Annotated in this window: 20 protein-coding genes; 15 read left to right on the plus strand and 5 right to left on the minus strand. The window is 64.1% G+C overall.

Features of this window, described 5'->3' with window-relative positions; all coding sequences use genetic code 11:
* The first annotated feature begins 21 nt into the window (after positions 1-21).
* Both ACWPM1_RS01660 and ACWPM1_RS01665 read left to right on the plus strand, forming a co-directional pair.
* Positions 22-1,083, plus strand: a complete 1,062-nt coding sequence (locus tag ACWPM1_RS01660) for an aldo/keto reductase (RefSeq protein ID WP_455693105.1) — start codon at positions 22-24, stop codon at positions 1,081-1,083.
* On the plus strand, positions 1,080-1,703 hold the full coding sequence (locus tag ACWPM1_RS01665) for a nicotinate-nucleotide adenylyltransferase (protein WP_455693106.1): 624 nt from the start codon (positions 1,080-1,082) through the stop codon (positions 1,701-1,703). Before ACWPM1_RS01660 ends, ACWPM1_RS01665 begins: the two co-directional genes overlap by 4 nt.
* Here ACWPM1_RS01665 and rfbB read toward each other — a convergent pair.
* From rfbB to rfbA, 3 genes are read right to left on the minus strand one after another with little or no spacing between them, the layout of a single operon-like run.
* Positions 1,693-2,748, minus strand: a complete 1,056-nt coding sequence (gene rfbB, locus ACWPM1_RS01670; protein WP_455693107.1) for a dTDP-glucose 4,6-dehydratase — start codon at positions 2,746-2,748, stop codon at positions 1,693-1,695. The genes ACWPM1_RS01665 and rfbB overlap by 11 nt on opposite strands.
* Positions 2,748-3,290 (minus strand): dTDP-4-dehydrorhamnose 3,5-epimerase, encoded by a 543-nt coding sequence (gene rfbC, locus ACWPM1_RS01675; protein WP_455693108.1) that lies wholly within the window; start codon positions 3,288-3,290, stop codon positions 2,748-2,750. The genes rfbB and rfbC overlap by 1 nt, the downstream gene beginning before the upstream one ends.
* Positions 3,281-4,165 (minus strand): glucose-1-phosphate thymidylyltransferase RfbA, encoded by an 885-nt coding sequence (rfbA, locus tag ACWPM1_RS01680; protein WP_455693109.1) that lies wholly within the window; start codon positions 4,163-4,165, stop codon positions 3,281-3,283. The genes rfbC and rfbA overlap by 10 nt, the downstream gene beginning before the upstream one ends.
* Positions 4,166-4,572: 407 nt before the next feature.
* On the opposite strand from rfbA, the gene rsfS reads away from it, so the two are divergent.
* From rsfS to wecC, 9 genes are all read left to right on the plus strand, one after another.
* Positions 4,573-4,992, plus strand: coding sequence for a ribosome silencing factor (rsfS, locus tag ACWPM1_RS01685; RefSeq protein ID WP_455693110.1), 420 nt, complete (start codon positions 4,573-4,575; stop codon positions 4,990-4,992).
* A gap of 14 nt (positions 4,993-5,006) precedes the next feature.
* Positions 5,007-5,429 carry a 23S rRNA (pseudouridine(1915)-N(3))-methyltransferase RlmH gene (locus ACWPM1_RS01690; protein ID WP_455693111.1) on the plus strand — a complete coding sequence of 141 codons (423 nt, stop codon included), beginning with the start codon at positions 5,007-5,009 and terminating at the stop codon, positions 5,427-5,429.
* A gap of 18 nt (positions 5,430-5,447) precedes the next feature.
* The gene (locus ACWPM1_RS01695; protein ID WP_455693112.1) at positions 5,448-6,665 is read left to right on the plus strand and encodes a murein hydrolase activator EnvC family protein; all 1,218 of its coding nucleotides are present in this window, start codon (positions 5,448-5,450) and stop codon (positions 6,663-6,665) included.
* 88 nt (positions 6,666-6,753) lie between these two features.
* The gene (locus ACWPM1_RS01700) at positions 6,754-8,091 is read left to right on the plus strand and encodes a S41 family peptidase (protein ID WP_455693113.1); all 1,338 of its coding nucleotides are present in this window, start codon (positions 6,754-6,756) and stop codon (positions 8,089-8,091) included.
* A 5-nt stretch (positions 8,092-8,096) separates the two neighbouring features.
* Complete coding sequence (locus ACWPM1_RS01705) at positions 8,097-8,558, plus strand: disulfide bond formation protein B (RefSeq protein WP_455693114.1); 462 nt, start codon at positions 8,097-8,099, stop codon at positions 8,556-8,558.
* 17 nt (positions 8,559-8,575) lie between these two features.
* A complete protein-coding gene (locus tag ACWPM1_RS01710) occupies positions 8,576-9,073 on the plus strand; it encodes a demethoxyubiquinone hydroxylase family protein (RefSeq protein ID WP_455695102.1) in 498 nt (165 codons plus the stop codon).
* A 109-nt stretch (positions 9,074-9,182) separates the two neighbouring features.
* Entirely contained in the window at positions 9,183-9,761 is a 579-nt protein-coding gene (locus ACWPM1_RS01715; protein ID WP_455693115.1) for a hypothetical protein, read from the plus strand.
* 36 nt (positions 9,762-9,797) lie between these two features.
* Positions 9,798-10,919 (plus strand): non-hydrolyzing UDP-N-acetylglucosamine 2-epimerase, encoded by a 1,122-nt coding sequence (wecB, locus tag ACWPM1_RS01720; protein ID WP_455693116.1) that lies wholly within the window; start codon positions 9,798-9,800, stop codon positions 10,917-10,919.
* 69 nt (positions 10,920-10,988) lie between these two features.
* Positions 10,989-12,290, plus strand: coding sequence for a UDP-N-acetyl-D-mannosamine dehydrogenase (wecC, locus tag ACWPM1_RS01725; protein WP_455693117.1), 1,302 nt, complete (start codon positions 10,989-10,991; stop codon positions 12,288-12,290).
* On the opposite strand, the gene ACWPM1_RS01730 is transcribed toward wecC, so the two are convergent.
* Together ACWPM1_RS01730 and ACWPM1_RS01735 are read right to left on the minus strand one after the other, a co-directional pair.
* The gene (locus tag ACWPM1_RS01730) at positions 12,287-13,300 is read right to left on the minus strand and encodes an NAD-dependent epimerase/dehydratase family protein (protein ID WP_455693118.1); all 1,014 of its coding nucleotides are present in this window, start codon (positions 13,298-13,300) and stop codon (positions 12,287-12,289) included. The genes wecC and ACWPM1_RS01730 overlap by 4 nt on opposite strands.
* Positions 13,301-13,388: 88 nt before the next feature.
* Entirely contained in the window at positions 13,389-14,795 is a 1,407-nt protein-coding gene (locus ACWPM1_RS01735; protein ID WP_455693119.1) for a hypothetical protein, read from the minus strand.
* Positions 14,796-15,298: 503 nt separating this feature from the next.
* Between ACWPM1_RS01735 and ACWPM1_RS01740 the strand changes: the two genes are divergently transcribed.
* The 4 genes from ACWPM1_RS01740 (at position 15,299) to ACWPM1_RS01755 (ending at position 21,486) form a co-directional block, all read left to right on the plus strand.
* Positions 15,299-17,095: a polysaccharide biosynthesis protein gene (locus ACWPM1_RS01740; protein WP_455693120.1), complete on the plus strand. Its 1,797-nt coding sequence runs from the start codon at positions 15,299-15,301 to the stop codon at positions 17,093-17,095.
* Positions 17,092-18,489: an O-antigen ligase family protein gene (locus tag ACWPM1_RS01745; RefSeq protein ID WP_455693121.1), complete on the plus strand. Its 1,398-nt coding sequence runs from the start codon at positions 17,092-17,094 to the stop codon at positions 18,487-18,489. The genes ACWPM1_RS01740 and ACWPM1_RS01745 overlap by 4 nt, the downstream gene beginning before the upstream one ends.
* 48 nt (positions 18,490-18,537) lie before the next feature.
* A complete protein-coding gene (locus tag ACWPM1_RS01750; protein WP_455693122.1) occupies positions 18,538-19,272 on the plus strand; it encodes a polysaccharide biosynthesis/export family protein in 735 nt (244 codons plus the stop codon).
* Between the two features lie 99 nt (positions 19,273-19,371).
* A complete protein-coding gene (locus tag ACWPM1_RS01755) occupies positions 19,372-21,486 on the plus strand; it encodes a GumC family protein (RefSeq protein ID WP_455695103.1) in 2,115 nt (704 codons plus the stop codon).
* The last annotated feature ends 138 nt before the right edge of the window (positions 21,487-21,624 follow it).

A 21,624-nucleotide genomic window follows, 5' to 3' on the forward strand; every position in this document is an offset into this window, starting at 1 on the left:
CTAGCCCGACAGGAGATTCCCATGCGCTATAACCGTCTCGGCTCGACCGGCCTGATCGTATCCGAACTGTGCCTCGGGGCGATGACCTTCGGCACCGATTCCGGCCGTTTCGCCAACGTCGCCGGCATGGACCAGGACGCCTCGACCGCGATGGTCAAGCAAGCGTTCGATGCCGGGATCAACTTCATCGACACCGCCAACGTCTATACCCGCGGCCAGTCCGAAAGGTTCGTCGGCCAGGCGCTAAAGAACCTCGGCCTCGCCCGCTCGGACGTGGTGATCGCGACCAAGGCGATGGGCGCGATGGGCGAAGGTCCGAACGATGCCGGGGTCAGCCGCTATCACCTGATGCACCAGATCGATGCCAGCCTCGAACGCCTGGGGCTCGACCATGTCGACCTTTACCAGATCCACGGATGGGATTCGCAGACCCCGATCGAGGAAGCGCTGCGCGCGCTCGACGATATCGTGCGCAGCGGTCGGGCGCGCTACATCGGCGTTTCCAACTGGGCGGCGTGGCAGATCATGAAGGCGCTCGGGACGAGCGAGCGGCTGGGGCTCGAGAAGTTCGCTTCGCTGCAGGCCTACTACACCGTCGCGGGGCGCGACCTCGAGCGCGAGGTGGTCCCGATGCTGCTGTCGGAAGGCGTCGGTCTGATGGTCTGGTCCCCGCTGGCGGGCGGACTTCTCAGCGGGAAGTACACCCGCGGCGACGACGACCGCAGCCAGGGCGAGGGCCGCCGGGCGGCGTTCGACTTCCCGCCTGTCGAAATGAACCGCGCCTATGATCTCATCGATGCCATGAAGCGCATCGGTGACGCGAAGGGGGCCACGGTGGCGCAAGTTGCGCTCGCCTGGCTGCTCCACCAGCCGGTCGTGTCGACGGTGATCGTCGGCGCCAAGCGCGCCGAGCAGCTCGCCGACAACATCGGCGCGTGCGAAGTCGAATTCGCGCAAGGCGAGCTGGACGAGCTCGACAAGCTGAGCCGCTTGCCGCGCGAATACCCGGGCTGGATGCTCGGCTTCCAGGGCGGCTATCGGGGGGAGAAAGTCTCGCCGCGGCGGACTCCCAAAGCGGGATGAAGCTCACCGGCCTTCTCGGAGGCAGCTTCAATCCCGCGCACCACGGCCACCGCCAGATCAGCCTGGCGGCGATGCGCGCGCTCGGCCTCGACGAGGTGTGGTGGCTGGTCTCGCCGGGCAATCCGCTGAAGCCACAGCAAGGCATGGCCACGGTTCGCCAGCGGACGGCCTCGGCCAAGGCGGCGGCGCGGCGCGCGCCGATCCGGGTCACCGCGATCGAGCGGGAGCTCGATACGCGCTACACCATCGACACGCTGCGGGCGCTGATCCAGCGCTACCCGCGCCGCCGGTTCGTCTGGCTGATGGGGGCCGACAACCTCGCGCAATTTCACCGCTGGCGCGACTGGCGCGGCATCGCCCGCACCGTGCCGATCGCGGTGTTAGCCCGACCCGGCTACGAAGGGGCGGCGCTGACAAGCCCCGCCATGGCGTGGCTGCGGCGTTATCGAAGCGCTTCGGCTGCCCTCCGCCAGGGGGCCGGACTCCCGCTGCTGGTCTGGCTGCGCTTCGATCCCGACCCGGTTTCCTCGACCGCGCTGCGAGAAGCCGATCCAGGGTGGGCCTCACGCTACGTCACCGCCCGGCCGCGCGATGGCCTCACCCGCCGCCTCATCGATTGAGGAGCGGGCGCCACCAGTCTTCGTGGGCGAGGTACCAGTCGAGTGTTTGGGCCAGGCCGTCGTCGAAGCTGTGCCCCGGCGCATAGCCCAGTTCGGCGCGCGCCTTGCTTTCGTCGATCGCGTAGCGGCGGTCGTGGCCCGCCCGGTCGGGCACGAAAGTCTTGAGGACCGCGGTAGGCTGGCCGTTAGCTGCTGGCGCAGCGGGAAACCTCTCGGCCAGGGCGGGGTCGACGGTAAAGGCGGCGTCGACGCTTGCGCAGATGCGCTCGACTACGGTCAGGTTGGGAAGCTCGCATCCCCCGCCGATATTGTAGGTCTCGCCCGGCCGCCCCTTGGCGAGCGCCGCCTCAATCCCCTCGCAATGGTCGCCGACGTGCAGCCAGTCGCGCACGTTCATGCCGTCGCCGTAGATGGGCAGGGGGCGCCCGTGCAGCGCGTTGAGGAGGAACAGCGGGATGAGCTTTTCGGGAAATTGGTAGGGGCCGTAGTTGTTCGAACAGTTGCTCGTGGTCGTCTGCAGCCCGTACGTATGGTGATAGGCGCGCACGAGGTGGTCCGAGCCCGCCTTCGACGCGGAATAGGGCGAGTTGGGCGCGTAGGGGGTGGTCTCGCGGAAGGGCGGCTCGTCGGGTCCCAGCGAGCCGTAGACTTCGTCGGTCGAGACATGGTGGAACCGGTGCGGGCGCCCGCTTCCGCTGTCTAGCCAGACCGTGCGCGCGGCCTTCAACAGGCTGTGGGTGCCGACGACGTTGGTGGCGATGAATGCATCCGGCCCGTCGATCGACCGGTCGACGTGGCTTTCGGCCGCGAAGTGGACGAGCATGTCGATCGCCCGATCGGCGAGCAGCTTCTCGACCAGGGCCGTATCGCCGATGTCCCCGACCACGAGCTCGACCCCCTCCAAACCCCCGATATTCTCAGGGTTGCCCGCATATGTCAGCAGGTCGAGCACCGTGATCGTCTCCTGCGGGTGCCGTTCGTGCCAGTGGCGAACGAAGTTGGCGCCGATGAAGCCCGCGCCCCCGGTGACGAGCAGACCCGCCATCAGCCGAACGCGGGCACGGCGGCGAGCGGCTGGCCGGCGGCATCCTTGGCGGAGAGCACGGGCGCGCCATCGAGTGGCCAGACGATGCCCACCTCGGGGTCGTCCCACGCCAGCGAGTGCTCGGACTGCGGCGCGTAGTGCGCGGTGCACTTGTAGAGGACGTCGGTGGCATCAACGAGTGTCAGGAAGCCGTGGGCGAACCCTTCGGGCACCCACAGCATGCGCTTGTTGGCTGCCGTCAGTTCGATCCCGTACCATTGTCCGAATGTCGACGACGCGCGCCGGAGATCGACGATCACGTCGAACACCCCGCCCGACACGACCCGCACCAGCTTGCCCTGCGCGCCGGGGTTCTGGAAATGCAAACCGCGCAGGACGCCCTTCATCGACCGCGAGTGATTGTCCTGCACGAACGCCGAGGGCAGGCCGGCGTCCATGAACGCCTCCGCATTCCAGCTTTCGAGGAAGAACCCGCGCTCATCGCCGTACACGCGTGGCTCGATCACCGCCGCGCCCGTCAGCGGGGTGGGAGTCACCTCCATCGGTCGCCCCGGTCGAGCAGTTTGAGCAGATATTCGCCGTAGCCCGACTTGCGCAACGGCCCGGCGATCCGCTCTAGCCCGGCATCGTCGATGAAGCCCATCCGCCACGCCAGTTCTTCCGGACAGCAGATCTTCAGACCCTGCCGCTGTTCAGTGATGCGAACGTAGTTCGCGGCGTCGATCAGCGAAGCGTGAGTGCCGGTGTCGAGCCAGGCGAACCCCCGGCCCATGATTTCGACGTCGAGCGCGCCCTCGTCCAGATAGCGCCGATTGAGATCCGTAATCTCGTATTCCCCGCGCGCCGAGCGGGCCAGACCGGCGGCGAGTTCCGCAGCGCGCCCGTCGTAGAAATACAGGCCGGTAACCGCATAGTTAGACCGGGGCTTTTCCGGCTTTTCCTCGATCGTTCCGGCACGTCCGTCGGCATCGAATGACACCACCCCGTATGCTTCGGGGTTGTCGACGTGATAGCCGAAGACTGTCGCCCCGTCTGCCCGCGCCGCGGCTCGGGACAGCATCTCTGTCAGACCGTGGCCATAAAAGATGTTGTCGCCCAGGATCAGTGTCGAGGGGTCGCTGCCGACGAAACCGGCGCCGATGTGATAGGCTTGCGCCAGGCCCCCGGGCTCTGGCTGGACGGCGTAAGAGATCGCCATTCCGAGATCGCTGCCGTCACCTAAGAGCGTTTCGAACGCGGGTTGGTCGTGCGGCGTGGTGATGACGAGCACCTCGCGGATGCCGCTCATGATCAGCACCGATAATGGGTAATGGATCATCGGCTTGTCGTAGACCGGCATCAATTGCTTCGAGACCGCTTTGGTCAGCGGATAGAGCCGCGTGCCCGACCCGCCGGCGAGGATGATGCCTTTGCGCAAGGGAAAAACACCTCTCAGATGCAGCCCGGCCCCCGGGGCTTTCGCTTGCCCTATCGCAGCGTGAGCAACTTGCGGCAACGGTGCTTTAACGTGCATTGCGGCGCGCGTTGCCGCAGGTTATGATGCGGTCGCCGGTGCGGGGTCCCGCGGCGGTACTTCGGTGGAGCGCCCGCTCTCGCCGATGGCTCAACCCGACGCGGGCGAACGGAGTGTCTCGGCCCCTCGTGCTGACGCGGACCGACTGCAGATCGCCATCGGCAACTCGCCGGTACGACCGTGTTTCGGCCGCAACACTCCATGGCGCATCCATCCACCGCTTCACCGGCCGGGAGGAAACTCTCCGGGGATGATACGCGTTGGTCCTTTCGTGCCGTTCGCCCATCATCACAGGAGCATCACACCCGCCTATGCATCAGGCGCAACCCTTGCCGGCCAAGGCCGGCTCCACCGGAGGCGCCGTGGCGCGCCCCGCTAGAACCGCCGACGAGCTTCACGCGCTCGTCATGGCGCAGCTCGATGACGACCAGGCGCAGGACGTCGTCTCGATTCCCCTGGCCGGCAAAAGCTCGATCGCCGATCACATGGTGATCGCTTCAGGGCGCTCGACCCGCCAGGTCGCGGCGATGGCGCAGAAACTTGCCGAGAAGGTCAAGGCCGAAGGGTTCGGATCGGCGCGGGTCGAAGGCCTGCCGGCCGCCGACTGGGTGCTGATCGACGCAGGTGACGTCGTGGTCCACCTGTTCCGCCCCGAAGTGCGCAGCTTCTACAATCTCGAGCGCATGTGGGGGTTTGGGGACGATAAGCTGGCCTCGACCGGCACTGCCTGACCCGCGAGCGGGGCATGCTCCTTCACGTCATAGCGCGCGGCAAGATCGGCCGCTCGCCCGAGGCTGAGCTGGTCGCCCGCTACGAAAAGCGGCTTACCTGGCCGTTCAAGCTCAGCGAGTTGCCCGAAGTGGGCGGCAAGGCGCCCGAGCCGGTGCTGCCGATCCGGACCGTGCTGATCGACGAGCGCGGCCGGCAGCTCGATTCAGAGCAATTCGCTGCCATCCTCGGCAAATGGCGCGACGAGGGCGTGCGCGAAACGAGGTTCGTGCTCGGCGCCGCCGACGGCCATTCCGCCGGCGAGCGCGAGGGTGCCGACCTGCTGCTGGCGATGGGGGCAATGACCTGGCCGCATCTGCTGGCCCGCGCGATGCTGCTCGAGCAGATCTACCGCGCGACGACCATTCTTGCCGGACATCCCTATCATCGCAGCGGCTGATCGTTCTAAGTAGCGCACGTGCGAACCGCGTTCGGCCTTTCGGCATTGCTTGTCCTGCTGGCCACGGCGGGTGCCGTCGCGCAATTGGGGCCCGCCGGTGCCGATGGAGCAAGAGGTGCGGAAGCCGCGCAGACGCAGGCTGCACTCGCGCGAGCTCGCCACGAGGCGCGTGCGGCCGGCTTGCGCGCGGGCCGTCTCGAAGTGCAGGCGCGCACTACCGAGCGAGCCGCCGAGAAGACAGCGCGCGAATCCGCGGCGCTGGCGGCCCGGATTCAGCAATCGGAAGCGGGCATCGCCGCGGCACAGGCCCGGCTCACGCTGACGCGGCAGGAGCGCGCGCGGCTGGACCGCCGCCTCGCCGAGCGGCGCGCGCCGCTCGTCCAGCTCACCGCGGGACTGCAGAAGCTCGCCCGCCGCCCGCTGGCGCTCTCGGTGCTGCGCCCCGGTTCCTTGCGCGAGACGGTGTATTTGCGGGCGGTGCTCGAGGCGACGTTGCCCGAAGTGCGCAGCCGAACTGCGGCTTTGAGAAGCGAGCTTTCGCGGGCAAGCGCGATCGAGGCCGAAGCGCGGGCGGCGCTCGCTTCGCTCCGGGGCGGCGAGCGCGAACTGGCGGAGCGCCGCCGCCGCCTTGCCGCGCTCGAATCGAAGCAGCGGCTGGCGTCGCGCCAGGCTGGGGGCGCCGCGGCCCGCGAGGCGGAGCGCGCGCTCGCGCTTGCAGAGGAGGCGCGCGATCTCAACGGCCTGATGGCCCGGCTCGACGCGGCGGGTTCGCTGCGCGCCCAACTGGCCGCGCTCCCAGGCCCTTTGCTCCGCCCTCCGCGGCCCGGGGCGAGCCAGGTGATCGAAGCCCCGCCGCCGGACGAGCGGTCCGCGAGGGCCATCTCGGTGCAGCTTCCGGTGGCCGGGCGCATCGCGGCCGGATTCGGGCGAGTCGACGACGGCTTGCGTTCCAGCGGCATTACGCTCGCCCCGGCGGCAGGCGCGCAAGTCGTAGCGCCGGCGGCGGGCCGCGTCGCGTTCGCCGGGCCTTTCCGCGGGTTCGACCGGATTGTCATCATCGAGCACCCCGGCGGCTACACCAGCCTCGTGACCGGGCTTGCCCGCACCGATACCGAAGTCGGCGCCGAGCTGGTCAGCGGGGCTCCGCTGGGCGTCGCCGGTGTGGGTCGGCCGTTGGTCGGATTCGAATTGCGGCGAGCGGGCGTGCCGGTCAACCCGGTCGACTTTGCGCGCTGAGCCATTGCGACACGGCTCCGCACGCCTCATCTGGCGTTAACGGCCGCCGCGCGATAGAACGCCCGGAAGCCTTGCGAGGAATACGATTATGAAGTTCGCCTCACTTGTCCGCTCCGCCGCGCTGGTCAGCGCGATCGCGCTGATACCCGCCACGACGGCGGGGCTCGCGCAGGTCGATGGCCGCGCCGGTCCAGAGTTTGCCCGCCTGTTCGCGGTCTACCAGCGGATCAAGGCGAGCTATGTCGAACCGGTTGACGACGACAAGCTGATCCGCGGCGCGATCGACGGCATGCTGGCAAGCCTCGATCCTCATTCCGCTTACCTTGACGGCGGCGATCTCCAGCGCCTGGAAACGATGATCGACGGCAATTATTCCGGTCTCGGCCTGTCGGTCGTGATGGAGGACGGCGCGGTCAAGGTGATCAGCCCGTTCAAGGGCAGCCCGGCGGACAAGATGGGCATCAAGGCGGGCGACTACATCACTCACCTCGACGGCCAGTTGGTCTATGGCGGCGAGCTCGACGATGCGGTCGCCAAGATGCGCGGGCCCTCGGGCTCGAGCATTCGGCTGACCATCTTCCGCAGTGGCCGGGAAGAGCCGTTCGACGTCACGGTGACCCGCGGGGTGATCGAGCTCGAGCCCGTTACCCACGAGCTCAAGCCGGGCGGTATCGGCTACATCTCGGTGAACGAGTTCAGCCGCGACGTCGGCTCCGACGTGTTCGCCGCCTGGCAGGCCATCCGCCGCGACGCCGGCGGACGGGTCAACGGGCTGGTGCTCGACTTGCGGCAGAACCCCGGCGGCTCGCTGGACGAGGCGGTGGCATTGAGCGACCTGTTCCTCGAGAAGGGCCAGATCGTATCCCAGCGCGGCCGCGCCCGCGGCGAATCGCTGGTCTACGACGCGGAGAGCGTGTTCAAGGGCGACATGGCCAAGGGCGTGCCGGTGATCGTGCTGATTGACGCCGGTTCCGCCTCGGCCAGCGAGATCGTCGCCGGCGCCTTGCAGGACCAGCGCCGCGCGCTCGTGATGGGAGAGCGCAGCTTCGGCAAGGGTAGCGTGCAGACGCTGCTGCCGCTGGGCCAGACCGCCGCGCTCAAGTTAACTACCGCGCGGTACTTCACTCCCGCGGGCCACTCGGTCCAGGAGGGGGGAATCGATCCCGACATCCAGGTGCCGCAGCTCAGCGATCCCGACCTCGCCAAGCGCGAGAAGTTCCGCCTGCGCGAATCGGATCTGCGCGGCCACCTCGTCAACGAGGCGGCGCTCAAAGACGAAGACCTCGAAAAGGATCGCAAGGACGATCCGCGCTTCCAGCTCACCGCCGAGCAATTGAAGGCCAAGGGCATCGACGACTTCCAGCTCAACTACGCGCTGGAAACGCTGCGGCGTACCTCGCCCAACGCGATGGCCCGCCGCAACTGAGCACGATGTCGGCCTCCGACAGACTGGCGCAGCGGCTGGCGCTCGGCGTCCCGGCGCTGTTGCTCGCCGGCGCCTATATCGGAGAGTACGGGTTCGATCTCTACCCGTGCGAAATGTGCTGGTGGCAACGCTGGCCGCACTTCGCGGCGGTCGGCCTCGCGCTGGTCTCGACGATCGCCCAGCCCAAGCGGCTGTGGATCGCGCTGGCAGCGGTGGCGATCCTGGTTTCAGGGGCGATCGGCGCATTCCACGCGGGCGTGGAGTACGGCTGGTGGGAAGGGCTCACCGCCTGCAGCACGCTCGATACCGGGGGCGGCGATCCGCTCGAGGCGATCATGAACGCCCCGCTGGTGCGCTGCGACGAAGTGCAGTGGAGCCTTGCGGGCATCTCGCTGGCGGGGTGGAACTTCCTGATCTCGACCGCCGCCGGAATTTTCATCCTGGCGCTGCTGGGGCGCAAGCCGTGAAGCCCGACACCGAGCGGATGATCCGCGTCGACCAGGCTGGCGAGTACGGCGCGCAGCGTATCTATGCCGGGCAGCTTGCGGTCATGGGCGACCGCGCGCCGCACTCGGGGGAAATCGCCGGCATGGCCGAGGCCGAGCGCCGTCACCGCGAACAGTTCGACCGTTTGATGGCGGAACGCGGCGTGCGCCCGACCGCGCTGCAGCCGATCTGGTCGGTCGCCGGATATGCCCTCGGGGCGGCCACCGCGCTGATCGGTCCCGAAGCGGCGATGGCTTGCACCGCCGCCGTCGAGGAGGAGATCGACCGCCATTACTCGGCGCAGCTCGACGAACTGGAGAAGTCAGGCACCGACCCCGAGCTTACCGCGCTGATCGCCGAATTCCGCGACGACGAGCGTGATCACCGCGATGCCGCTCTTGCCGCGGGCGCCGAGCGTGCTCCGGCTTATCCTTTGCTGTCCGGCGCGATTCGGCTCGGTTGCCGGGTGGCGATCCGCCTGGCGGAGCGCATTTGAGGAACCTGGCGCGCGATTGAAGCGCTTCATGTGCATGCCATCGAGCGCTTCATTGCGCATTCAGTGCCACTGTGGCCGACTGTGAAATGTCACGAGAAGGATGAATTCGATGCTCCGCCTGGCTGCTCTTCCGCTCATCGTCCTTGCCGTTCTGGCAACTCCCCTCGCCGCGCAGGACGCCGGCGGCGACAAGGTGCGGATGGTCATTCTTTATGGCGAAGATGCCGCGCCGCCGGTGCAGGGCGACGAGATTCTGGTCGTCGCCCGGCTGCCGGAGAACGACCGCTACCGCATCCCCGAAGCGCTGCGCTTCAGCGAGGACCCGGCGAACATGGCCTGGGCCCGGCGGGTGGAGCGCCTCGATCTCGTCGGGCAGTCCGGCACGATGTCCTGTTCGACCGCTGGCGCAGGGGGCTTCACTGGATGCACCCAGCAATTGATTAACGCCTTCTACGCCGACAAGCGCGAGGGCGCGGACGTGCGCTTCTCGGAATTGATAGCCGCCGCGCGCGCCGAGCGCCTATCGACGATCGATGCCGACGCGGCCGAGACCCAGTCGCGGGTCGAGCAGATCGAGAAGGAATACATGGACCGCCTGAAACGCGAGAGTGAAGGCCCGCTTCCCGGTGAGGCGCCCAAGGCTCCCGGCGATGCCCCGCCGATCATGCAGCCGCCGCAGGGCCAGTAGCGCGCCCTTAATCGTTTTGCGATAGGGCCCGGCGCCATGGGGCGGCCGCGCAAAGTTCTCACCGTCTTCGGCACGCGTCCGGAAGCGATCAAGCTGTTTCCGCTGGTGCACGCGCTCGGTGCGGACCCGCGCTTCGAGAGCCGGGTCTGCGTGTCGGGACAGCACCGGGGCATGCTCGATCAGGTGCTGGAGATCGCGGGGATCGTTCAAGATCACGATCTCAACCTGATGCAGCCGGACCAGACGCTGGATTTGCTGACGGCGAACCTCCTCACCGGGATCGGCCGCGTGCTCGATAGCGAGCAACCCGACTGGGTGGTCGTCCAGGGCGACACCGCGACCGCGATGGCCGGTGCCCTGGCGGCTTACTATCGCAAGATTCCCGTCGCCCACGTCGAAGCGGGCCTGCGCAGCGGCAATATCCATCACCCTTGGCCGGAAGAGGTCAATCGCAAGATCGTGGGCGCCCTCGCCAAGCTGCACTTCGCCCCGACCGAAACGGCCGCGGCTGCGCTTCGGGGCGAGAACGTGGACCCCGCCACGATCCACGTCACCGGCAACACCGTGATCGATGCGCTCCACTGGGTGACCGAACGGATCGCCCGCGAACCGGCGTTGGCTGGCGGTCTCTCCGAACTCGAGGCACGGTTCGCGGGCAAGCGGATCATCGGTCTCACCAGCCATCGGCGAGAAAACTTCGGCGAGGGCATGGAGGCGATCGCCGATGCGGTCATCCGTTTGGCCAGGCGAGCGGATGTCGCGGTCATCTTCCCCGTTCACCTCAACCCCAACGTCCGCGCGATAATGAACGACCGGCTCGCCGGCCTCCACAACGTCGCGCTGATCGAACCGCTCGACTATCCGCACTTCGCGCGGCTGCTCGACATCTCGACGCTGATGCTGACCGACAGCGGCGGGGTGCAGGAAGAGGCGCCTGCGCTGGCCAAGCCGGTGCTGGTCATGCGCGAGACCACCGAACGGCCGGAAGGCGTCGAAGCCGGTACCGCCAGGCTGGTCGGCACCGATGCCGACCGCATCGTTACCGAAGCCGAGCGGCTACTCGATGAGCCACTCGCCTACGAAGCGATGGCGCGCGCGCACAATCCGTTCGGCGACGGCAAGGCCACGCAGCGGATTGTCGAGCTGCTGGCAGCCTGACGGCGCATCGTTACCGCTATGTTTACCCCACCGGGCTAGCCTGCCGCGAAATCCAATTGCGGGAATAACATGCGCGGCGAAAGCAAACCGGAAGTATGCGTGATCGGGCTCGGCTACATCGGGCTGCCCACAGCGGCCGTGATCGCGCGGGCGAACTGCCGGGTGACCGGGGTCGACCTGTCGCAAGCGGTGGTGGACACGATCAATCGCGGCGAAATCCACATCGAGGAGGTTGACCTCGACGGCCTTGTCCAAGGGGTGGTCCAACGGGGCATGCTGGTGGCATCGACCGAGATCGTTCCGGCCGACGTCTTCGTGATCGCCGTCCCGACGCCGTTCGAAAAGGATGGCAACCACACGCCCGACGTCAGCTACGTCATAGCGGCGGCGACCAGCGTTGCAGCGGTGCTCAAGAAAGGCGACGTCGTTATCCTGGAGTCGACCTCGCCGGTGGGGACGACCGAGATCCTCCGCGACCGCCTCTCGGCCTTGCGGCCTGATCTGGCGATGCCGGGCCTGACAGACGGGACGCCTGACGTAGCGATCGCCTACTGTCCGGAACGGGTGTTGCCAGGGCGCATCCTCGAGGAACTGACCCACAACGATCGCTCGATCGGCGGGATCACCCCGCGCTGCGCGCGCAAGGCGCTGGCGTTCTACAAGCTGTTCGTCCGCGGCACCTGCGTCACCACCGACGCGCGCAGCGCCGAGATGACCAAGCTGGTCGAAAATGCCTACCGCGACGTCAACATCGCCTTTGCCAACGAGCTGTCGATGATCGCCGACCGCATGGGTCTCGACGTGTGGGAGGTCATCCGCCTCGCCAACCGCCACCCGCGGGTCAACGTTCTCCAGCCCGGTCCGGGGGTGGGCGGACACTGCATCGCGGTCGACCCCTGGTTCATCGTCCATGGCGCACCGCAAGAGGCGCGAATCATCCGCACCGCGCGCGAGGTCAACGACGCCAAGATGCACCACGTGCTCGCGCGGGCGACGGCTCTGGTCGAGGCCAACCCGGGGGTTCCGGTAGCCTGCCTCGGCCTCGCCTTCAAAGCCAACATCGATGACTTCCGCGAAAGCCCGGCGCGCTTCGTTGCCGCCAGCCTTGCACGAAAGTTCGGAGAGCGGGTGCGGATCGTCGAGCCCTACGCGACTGCCTTGCCAATGGAGTTCGACGCCACCGGCGCCCGGCTGGTCGATATCGACACAGCACTCGAGACATGCGGGGTGCTCGTCGCACTGGTCGACCACGACGTATTTCGCGCGATCCCCCTGCAGGAGCGCAGTGCAGCCGCGATCTACGACACCCGGGGTATCTGGCCCGACGCAACGGAATGGTCACCGCCATCGGAAATGCGGCTCGCCAGCTAGACCCGGTAATACTCGCGGTACCAGGCGACAAAGCGCCGGATTCCTTCGCGGTAATCGGTCTTGGGACGATAGCCGGTCAGCCGTTTGAGCAAATCGGCGTTGGCCCAGGTGGCGGGCACGTCTCCTTTCTGCATCGGCAGGTAGTTGCGCACCGCTTCGCGGCCGCACTCCGCCTCGATCGCCTCGATGAAATCGAGCAGCCGGATCTTGTCGCTGTTGCCGATGTTGACCACGCGGAACGGTGCGACCGGGCTCAGGCTGTCGCCGGGTTCGATTTCGTCTGGTTTGTCGGGCCGCGTCGGCGGCGTATCGATCAACAAGCGGATCGCGCGCACGAGGTCGGTCACATAGGTGAAATCGCGATACATCTCGCCGTTGTTGTAGATGTCGATCGGCTCGCCGTTCAGAATACCCTTGGTGAACTTGAACAAGGCCATGTCGGGGCGCCCCCACGGCCCGTAGACCGTAAAGAAGCGGAACAAGGTCGTCGGCAGGTTCCACAAGTGCGCGTAGCTGTGGCCCATCGACTCGTTGGCCTTCTTGGTCGCGGCGTAGAGCGTCATCTGGGTCTCGACCCGTTCGAGTTCGTCGAACGGCATGTCTTCATTCGCGCCGTAGACGCTGCTGGTTGAGGCCATCAGCAGGTGCTCGACCTCTAGCTCGCGGGCGCACTCCATCACGTTGAAAGTGCCGACGATGTTCGCATCGATATACGCGCGCGGATTTTCGAGGCTGTAGCGCACCCCAGCCTGCGCGGCGAGGTGGACGATCACGTCGGGTTGCTCGGCCAGCATCAGGTCTTGGAGCGTGCCGAAGTCCTCGAGCATGCCGATGTGCGCGGAGAAATGCTGGTTCTGCAACAGCATCTGGTGCCGTCGCTCCTTGATCCGCACATCGTAGTAGTCGGTCATGCCGTCGAACCCGACGACCGCGAAACCCTCATCGAGCAGCAGCTGCGCGAGGTGGAACCCGATGAACCCGGCGGTTCCGGTGATGAGAACCTTGCGCATGACGTTGATACCCGTGGTGTGAGATCGTGCCGGGCTCTAGCGGGCGGATCCAAAAAGACAATGTGGCCGCCCGCCGACCGAGGGCATGCTAGAAGGCGTGTTCCAGTGTCAGAGTGTGTTGGAACTTCATTGAGGTCAGCATGAGAAAGCCGCCCCATTCACAAAACATCGTTACGTATCCTAGTTTGTTGTCAAGAACGCGGGCGGCGTCCGGAAAGATTTCATGGAGCAGCAGCTCGGCGGGAACGTCTTCCAAGCACTCAAACGCCAAAGTTTGCGAGGCATTTTCGCCACCCTGGCCATATAGATTGAACACGAGGTCGACACGCCCCGGATCCCCGTAAAGCCTAGAGCACTCCTGCAGAATCACGGCGGAGGCGAATTCGCCCGAAACCATCGCCCAATGAAACCGCTTGGGCGGGCGCTCGCTGTGAATGATCCCGACGGAGCACTCGAAGGGCACCTGCTGACCTGGGGCGGCACCTCGGATCGCGGTGACAAGGCGGGATGGCATTGGGCCATCTTCTCTTTCGATTGTCATGCAACCCGAGTGAGCCGCTTCCATTTGCAAAACCGCCCCACCGGCTGTTTCGACGACGCCATCGCGAGTCCGGATGGAATAGCGACCTCGCGTGCACCGCGGATAAACGACGATCTCGGAATGACCGACCTCCCGCTCAAGACCGGGAGCCGCCATGATCACAGCATCCGTATCCGCTGAAAGCATGTTGGTCTGGTGTTCGCTGTAGTCGAAATTGCTGTGTGTGACCTGCATTTCGCCGCTTCGAGCGTCATGCCAGCGGACGAGCATGCGGGGAAAGGCGGAATGGTTCTCGAAATGAAAAGCGCACCAGCCGTCATCATGGCCGAGGTGCCGGCGGAAGTCTGGCACTAGCTCCGCCAGGCGAAAGCAGACGGTTTCGAAGGGCTGGATCGAAGCCATCTCGATCTGGCGATGCAGTTCCTCCCCTGCTGCATTAGTGATGATTACCGTCCCCTTTTGAGGACCTATCGGCACCGCTCCATTGTGAAAATAAACCCGTGTTTCGACAGCTTCGGCTGCGCGAAGGCCGATGCAGGCCTCCCTCGCATCGAGAATAGCATAATCGTTTTCCAGTTCGGACCATGAGTGATTGCGAGCGTAGGAATGGACCATGCTAATGGAATGGCTAGTACGGTACAGCGCCATCACGGCCGCATAAGGTATTCGCAGGTTGCGGTTACCGAATGCTTCGATTTCGACCGAACCGTCTTTAATGGGCGGCCGATAATCGATGATGTCGCCTCGAAATTCCAATAACTCGCGCGCGACCACTTCGCCCTTCGTAGAGCGAGAAGTAGCGACCAGGCTAACATCTAGCGAATTCTTTATTTTCCAGTAATTGAGAATGCAAAGCGTAACGTCAACATCTTCGAAAAGTGCAAATATCGCGGACGAACGAAAGACGAGACCGAAATCAGCCTTAAAGTTCTGCGTCTGGTCTATGGCGCTCATATTCGACCCCGATCGATAGCCTTTTAAGCTAACTCAGGCTTACTCTTGTCGGCTTTCTTCGTAATAGTGATGCGCATGTATCGCGTGATCCTGACATTGCAATGAGGCGCGTCCGTGCGCTTTCGGCTTTGCGGTGCAACGGGCATGCCGTGCGGTGGTTTGTATAGAGCCGAAGGAACTCGCTGGCCGGATGCGGTTAAGGTTGCCCGCAAGCCCTATCTGGTTTAGCTCTTTCGGCCCCGCTCGACCCGCGCCAATGTGAGGCGCAGTACGCCGAGAGCTAAAGTGGGAATCTGGTCGCTCTGATGGTAGGATTTTCGATGAACCGCGCGCTTTTCCGGCGCACGAGCCGGCATGTGCTAAGCTTGGTAGGCCTGAGCCGGTGGCAAAAACGGGCCATCGTTCTAGCGTTGGATGTCGTTCTTTGCTCTGTCTGTGTATTCGCTGCATTCTCACTACGGGTAGGCGCGCTCGCCTTTCCCCCTGGCCCGTTCTTCCTATTCATGGCCGTCGCGATAGCGGCGTTCATTCCGCTCTTTTTCTTCTTCGGCGTCTACGCAGCCATCTTTCGTTTCGCGGGATTGGGAACGATACGCGATCTGGCGCGAGCGGTCGCCGTCTACGCCGTGGTCCTGGTAGCTGCTTTTATGATCAACAGCGTACCCGGGGTGCCGCGAACCATCGCTTTGATTCACCCTATTCTGTTCCTCGGCGCGGCGAGCCTGAGTCGGGTGGCGATAAGGCAACTGCTGAACGAACTCGCCAGCGGCGGGACCGGCCGTCCGCCAAGGCGAGGCTTGATATATGGCGCCGGAGGGGCGGGAATACAGCTGGCGCTATCGCTGCGCCACGTGCCCGAACTGACTATCGTTGGATTTGTCGATGATGATTTCCGGTTGGCCGGCCAGCGGCTAGAAGGAGTGAGGGTCTCGGCGGACAGTGAGCTCGAGAAAGTGATTGAGGCCGAGGGGGTCGATATCGTCCTGCTCGCCATTCCGAGCGCAACGCGAAAACGGCGCCGCGAGATTATCGAGAGGCTCGAGCCGCTGACGGTCGAAGTGAAGACCCTGCCCCAAGTGCAGAACATCGTGAACGGACGCGTTTCCTTCGATGACCTGCGAGAGGTGCAGATCGACGATCTGCTTGGACGGGACATGGTCGAGCCGAACGCAATCCTCTTGCAGCGGACGATCGTCGACAAGACAGTTCTCGTGACCGGCGCGGGTGGTTCGATTGGCAGCGAGCTTTGTCGCCAGATCGTGGGTTTGCGCCCAAGGCGGCTTATCCTCGCGGAAATGACCGAGCACGCGCTTTATCAGATTGAAGGCGAGCTCAACGAACTTCTGGCGTCCGGGGGATCGGTCGTGCCGATTGAGCCTGAACTCCTCAGCTTAGTTGACAAGCAAGCCACAGATCGGCTGTTCAAGCGCTGGAAGCCCGACACCGTCTTCCATGCGGCGGCTTACAAGCATGTGCCACTAGTCGAGCGCAATGTCCTCAGTGGTCTCCGCAACAACATAATGGGAACGCGCAATGCGGCGCTCGCGGCTCGAGATGCGGGGGTAGAGCGCTTTGTCCTCATCAGCACCGACAAGGCGGTACGCCCGACGAATGTCATGGGCGCCTCCAAACGGGTGTGTGAGCAAATACTTCAGAGTTTGTCGAAGGATGCCAGTGGAACTCGCTTCGCGATGGTTCGGTTTGGGAACGTCCTTGGATCGAGCGGCTCGGTCGTACCGCGCTTCAAGCGCCAGATCCGCGAAGGCGGGCCGGTAACGATCACCCATCGGGACGTCACGAGATTCTTCATGACTATACCCGAGGCAGCGCAGCTAGTAATCCAAGCAGGGGCGATGGCCCGCGGCGGGGAGGTCTATCTTCTCGATATGGGAGAATCTATTCGGATCGTCGATCTCGCCCATACGATGATCAGCCTCAGCGGATTGACGGTCCGCGACGAAGCGAATCAGGACGGAGAAATCGAGATTGTCGAGGTAGGCTTGCGGCCGGGTGAAAAGCTTTACGAAGAATTGCTCATCGACGCCGAGGCGGAAGAAACGCTGCATCCGCGAATCCGCCGGGCGCACGAGGCCGCCCTGGACGGCACCACGCTCGAGAAGCTGCTTAGTGATTTGCTAGGCGCCCTTCATGCCGGTGACAGAAGCGCGGCGCTCGATGTGCTTAAGAAACTGGTTCCGGAATATGTCTCCGAGGAGACGGTGTCCGATTCACGTTCGGTGCGAGACGACGACGGTAATGCGTTTGGCCCGATTTCAGCAGCACAGGAGCATCGTCGATGAGGGTGCGAGCCCTCGAGCGGGTGTCGCGCCGTGCCGGTCAACCCGGCTTCCGCTTTGCCATGCTAGCGGTACTGGTTGGCGTTGTCTTTCTGACCGGTGGCGGAGCGCGCTCGGACATTGTCTCGCTGGCCTTCTTGCGACCTATTGCTGCGATGTTCGCGGCTTGCGCAGTGCTTCTGATCACACGCGACCAGCTGCGATCGATCCGCATGCCGCTCATTTTCCTGGGCTTGGCCGGTTTTCTGGTCGCGCTTCAGCTGGTGCCTCTCCCGCCGGGCATGTGGGCCGAACTACCTGCTCGAGACGTCTACGCCGACGCATACCGAGCCGCCGGTATTGCCTTGCCATGGGAGCCGTTGGCGATCTCTCCCGCGCGCGCATGGAATAGCTTATTCTCGTTAATCATCCCGCTGGCCGTGCTGCTCACTTACGCAATTCAGGATGAATCCCACCGACCGGCAGTGATGAAGGTCATTTGGATTGCGGCAATCGCTTCCGTCGCATTGGGCATGCTGCAGCTTTTGGGCTCGCCGCGGGGTGCCCTTTATCTATATCGTATCACCAATAACGGCCTGCCCGTAGGCTTGTTTTCCAACAGAAATCATCAAGGCTTGATGGTCGCGGTTGGGATTCTGCTTGCCGGCATGATCCTGGCGCGCTCATTGCGCCGACCGCGGATTTCTTTTCCGCTCATTGCCTGCACAGGGGGCTCGATCCTGGTCTTCGCCCCGTTTCTCCTGCTCGCCGGCTCGCGCGCCGGGCTTCTGTTGGGACTGGTCATGACGGCGATCTCGGTCATCATGATCTCTCACGCTTCATCGCGGCGAAAGACCGAAGGAAAGGCGACTCGCAAGACTTCGCGCTTTAGCGGGCACGGTCTCATCGCGGCGGGCGCAATCCTGCTGGCCGTCGTGATGGGGGCGATGCTGTGGTTTTCTCGCTCGCTTGCGTTCGACCGGCTGGTGGAGAAGAACGTCGAGTTGGACCTGCGGCTCCAGGTGATGCCCGTAGTTGTCGACATGGGACGCGACCAGATTCCCTTCGGTTCGGGCTTCGGAAGCTTCGAATTTCTGTACCGCCAGTTCGAACCGTTTGAGTTGCTTATGCCGTCGTACCTCAACCACGCGCACAACGACTGGCTACAGGTCGTTATCGAGGGCGGACTGCCGGCCGTGGCTTTGCTCGCAGTTTTCATCGCCTGGTTCGGTCATACAGCGTTCATGCTCGCGCGACGAAACGGCTGGCGCCCTTCGGTGGACGACATGGGCGCAGTGGTTATCATTGGGGCTTTCGGCGTCTACAGCATCGTCGACTATCCCCTGCGGGCGCCTTCGCTGGCAGCTGTTTTCGCGATTTGCTGCGCGCATTTGGCAGTCAGTCGGGCCAAGGGCTAGGCTTGCGCCTAGCGAGGTCGATGTTAAAGCGCGGCAAGCCCGCGCGACTTGCAACTGGATTTCGGAATGGTGGAAGTACTCAAGCGTTTTGGGCTGGTCGTGCTCGTGCTCGCGGCGTCAGCCTGTGCCAAGCCCGAAATGGGCATGAGCCCTGACATTCAGATGCTTCGACAGACAGACTTGCCAGCGCCAACCCGCGCGGATCAGGTAGCCGTCGCCAGGCCCTACCTTGTCGGTCCCTTCGACAAGCTAAAGATCGATGTATTCGGGGTCGAAGATCTCGAAAAGGAAGTGCAGACCGACGCGAGTGGAAAGTTTTCGTTTCCACTGATTGGCACCGTCGAAGCCGCAGGTAGCACCCCGGGGGAAATATCCGACCAGATCGAAGGCCGGCTCACCCGCTATATTCGTAATCCGCAAGTTACGGTTAATCTGATCGACACGGTCAGCCAGGTGATCACGGTCGAGGGCGAGGTCAACAAGCCAGGGTTGTATCCCGTTGTCGGCAATATGACGCTGGTGAGGGCAGTGGCGACCGCCGGCGGTGTGGGCGAACTAGCCCAACTTGAGGATGTTGTCGTGTTCCGTCAGGTAAACGGCCAGCGGTATGCCGGGCTATATAGCTTGAAGGCCATTCGGGCCGGCAATTACGTCGACCCCCCCGTCTATGCGAACGATGTCGTGATTGTCGGCCAGTCATCGGCACGCCGGTTGTTCCGCGATATCCTTGCCGCCACCCCCATTCTGACGACACCTATCGTCGTCCTTGCGAACGGTAGCTGATTCTCGATCATGAATACTTCCGCCAACTTTTTCGGTCCGGGCCAAACACGCGCCCCCGCGGGGCCAACCGACCTTAAGAATGGAAGCCCGTTCGCGGCGATGCTCGATCGCTATTGGCGCGCTTTCAGGCGCCATCTGCCTATCGTGACGGCGATCCTCGTGTTCGCGCTGGTCGCCGCGGTAGTCGCGACGCTTCTAGCGGTTCCTAAATATACCGCCTCCGCGCGCATCGAGATTACGCGTGAGGCCGCCAAGATTACGCGGGTCGAGGGCGTCGAACCCGAACGTCAAAATCAGGATCTCGAGTTCTACCAGACCCAATACTCGCTGCTCACTGCGCGCTCTGTCGCCGAGCGCGTCGCAGGCCGACTGAACGCGGTGTCTAGCGATCGACTATTCGATGCCTTCGACTACGATATCGAGCAATCGATGCGCGACAAGAACGTTTCCGGAGGAGCATCGGTTGCCAAGTTCAGGGTCGATGAAGCAACCGACCTCCTGCTCGACCACGTCGCCATTCGCCCGATTCCTGGATCAAGGCTGGTCGACGTCGCGTTTACCAGCCCTTCGGCTGCATTGTCCGCGGAAGTTGCCAACCTGTGGGTCGACCAGTTCCAGGAATCCTCGATCGCAAGGCGGTTCGAATCGACATCCGATGCGCGCGACTTCTTGGAAAAGCAACTCGCCGACATGCGCGCCAAGCTTGAGGACTCGCAGCGGCGCGCGGTGAATTATGCTGCCGCCAACGAAATCGTGATCCTGTCGACCGATCAAGACAGCGATGGAAGCACGGAGACGTCGGAGACGCTGCGCACGAGCGATCTCAAAGCTCTCAATCAGTCGCTTGCGGCTGCGACGGCGCAACGGATTGCGGCGGAGAGTCAGTCCCGCCAGTCCGGGTCGCCCAACCAAATGGCGTTAAGCAATATCGCGCTCAACACCATGCGCGAGCGGCGCGCGCAGGCCGCTGCGGATTTGGCGCGGCAGAGCGCTATCTTCGAACCGGCGTATCCTGCAGTCCAGGCGCTTCAGGCGCAAGTTACCGCCCTCGACCGCAGCATTGCGGCCGAGGAGAGTCGCATTCGCCAAGCTGCGAGTTCCAGCTACCGGGAGGCGGCGCAGCGCGAGCAGCAATTGCGCGATTACGTCAATCGCCTCAAGGCTGCTTCGATCGACGAGCAACGAGCGAGCATCCAGTACGCGATCTATCAGCGCGAAGTGGATACGAACCGGGAACTCTATGAGGGGCTTCTGCAGCGCTACAAGGAAATCGGCGTTGCAGGCGTCGGGGCCAACAACATTGCAGTCGTTGATCGCGCCGTAGTCCCCGAGCGTCCGACCAGCCCCAGTATGCCGCTTAATTTGGCTCTTGGGCTGCTGTTCGGGTTGGCGCTGGCCGGTGGTTATGTTTTCGTCCGCGAGGAAATCGATCAGAGCGTAAAGGACCCGAGCGACGTTACCGAGTTGTTCGATATCCCTCTGCTCGGCGCAATTCCGCAGCAACAGGGCGCGGTCGAGATCCAGGAGGAGCTACAAGACATCAAGTCGCCGCTGTCTGAAGCCTACTTCTCCGCAGCGAGCAATTTGTCATTCCTCACCCAACATGGCGCCCCCCGGTCGTTAGCAGTTACAAGCACCCGGCCGAACGAGGGGAAATCCACGTCCGCCTTTGCCCTTGCAGTTGCCATGGCTCGAACCGGCAAGAGGGTGTTGCTCGTCGATTGCGACCTGCGGAATCCGTCGCAGCACGAAAACTTTGGCGCTCAAAAGGAGCCCGGTTTGTCCAACCTTCTGTCAGGCGGGGACTTCAGCAACATCGACACGTACATCCGTTCTACGGACCGCGAAAATCTGTCGTTCATGTCGGCCGGCCCGGTCGCGCCCAATCCGGGAACGCTGCTCATGGGCGAGGGGCTCGGCCGCCTTGTCCGCCAGGCTGGCGAGCGTTTCGACCTCGTCATTGTCGACGGGCCGCCGATGTTGGGCCTGGCGGACGCCCCGCTAATGGCCAAGGCGGTCGAGGGTGTGCTCTACACTATCGAGGCCAATGGCATTCGCACCCGCGCCATTGAGACTGGTCTCAATCGCCTGCGATTTAGCGGAGCTACTGTCTTCGGTGCACTTGTGACAAAGCTCACCGCCGCCAATAGCGCGTACGGTTACGGTTACGGTTATGGCTATGGATATAGCTACGGCGAGAAGAATGCGACTTGAGGCCTCCCCAGATGGGAGCTCACGACCGCAAGCAGCCGGACAAGCCGCCCATTCATTGGACTGGATCCGGTTTTCGATAGCCACGCTGCTCGTCATATTTGGTGCGCTAGCGGGCGCTGCGGCGTTCGCAGCCAGTCT

Source organism: Tsuneonella sp. HG249 (assembly GCF_053819205.1).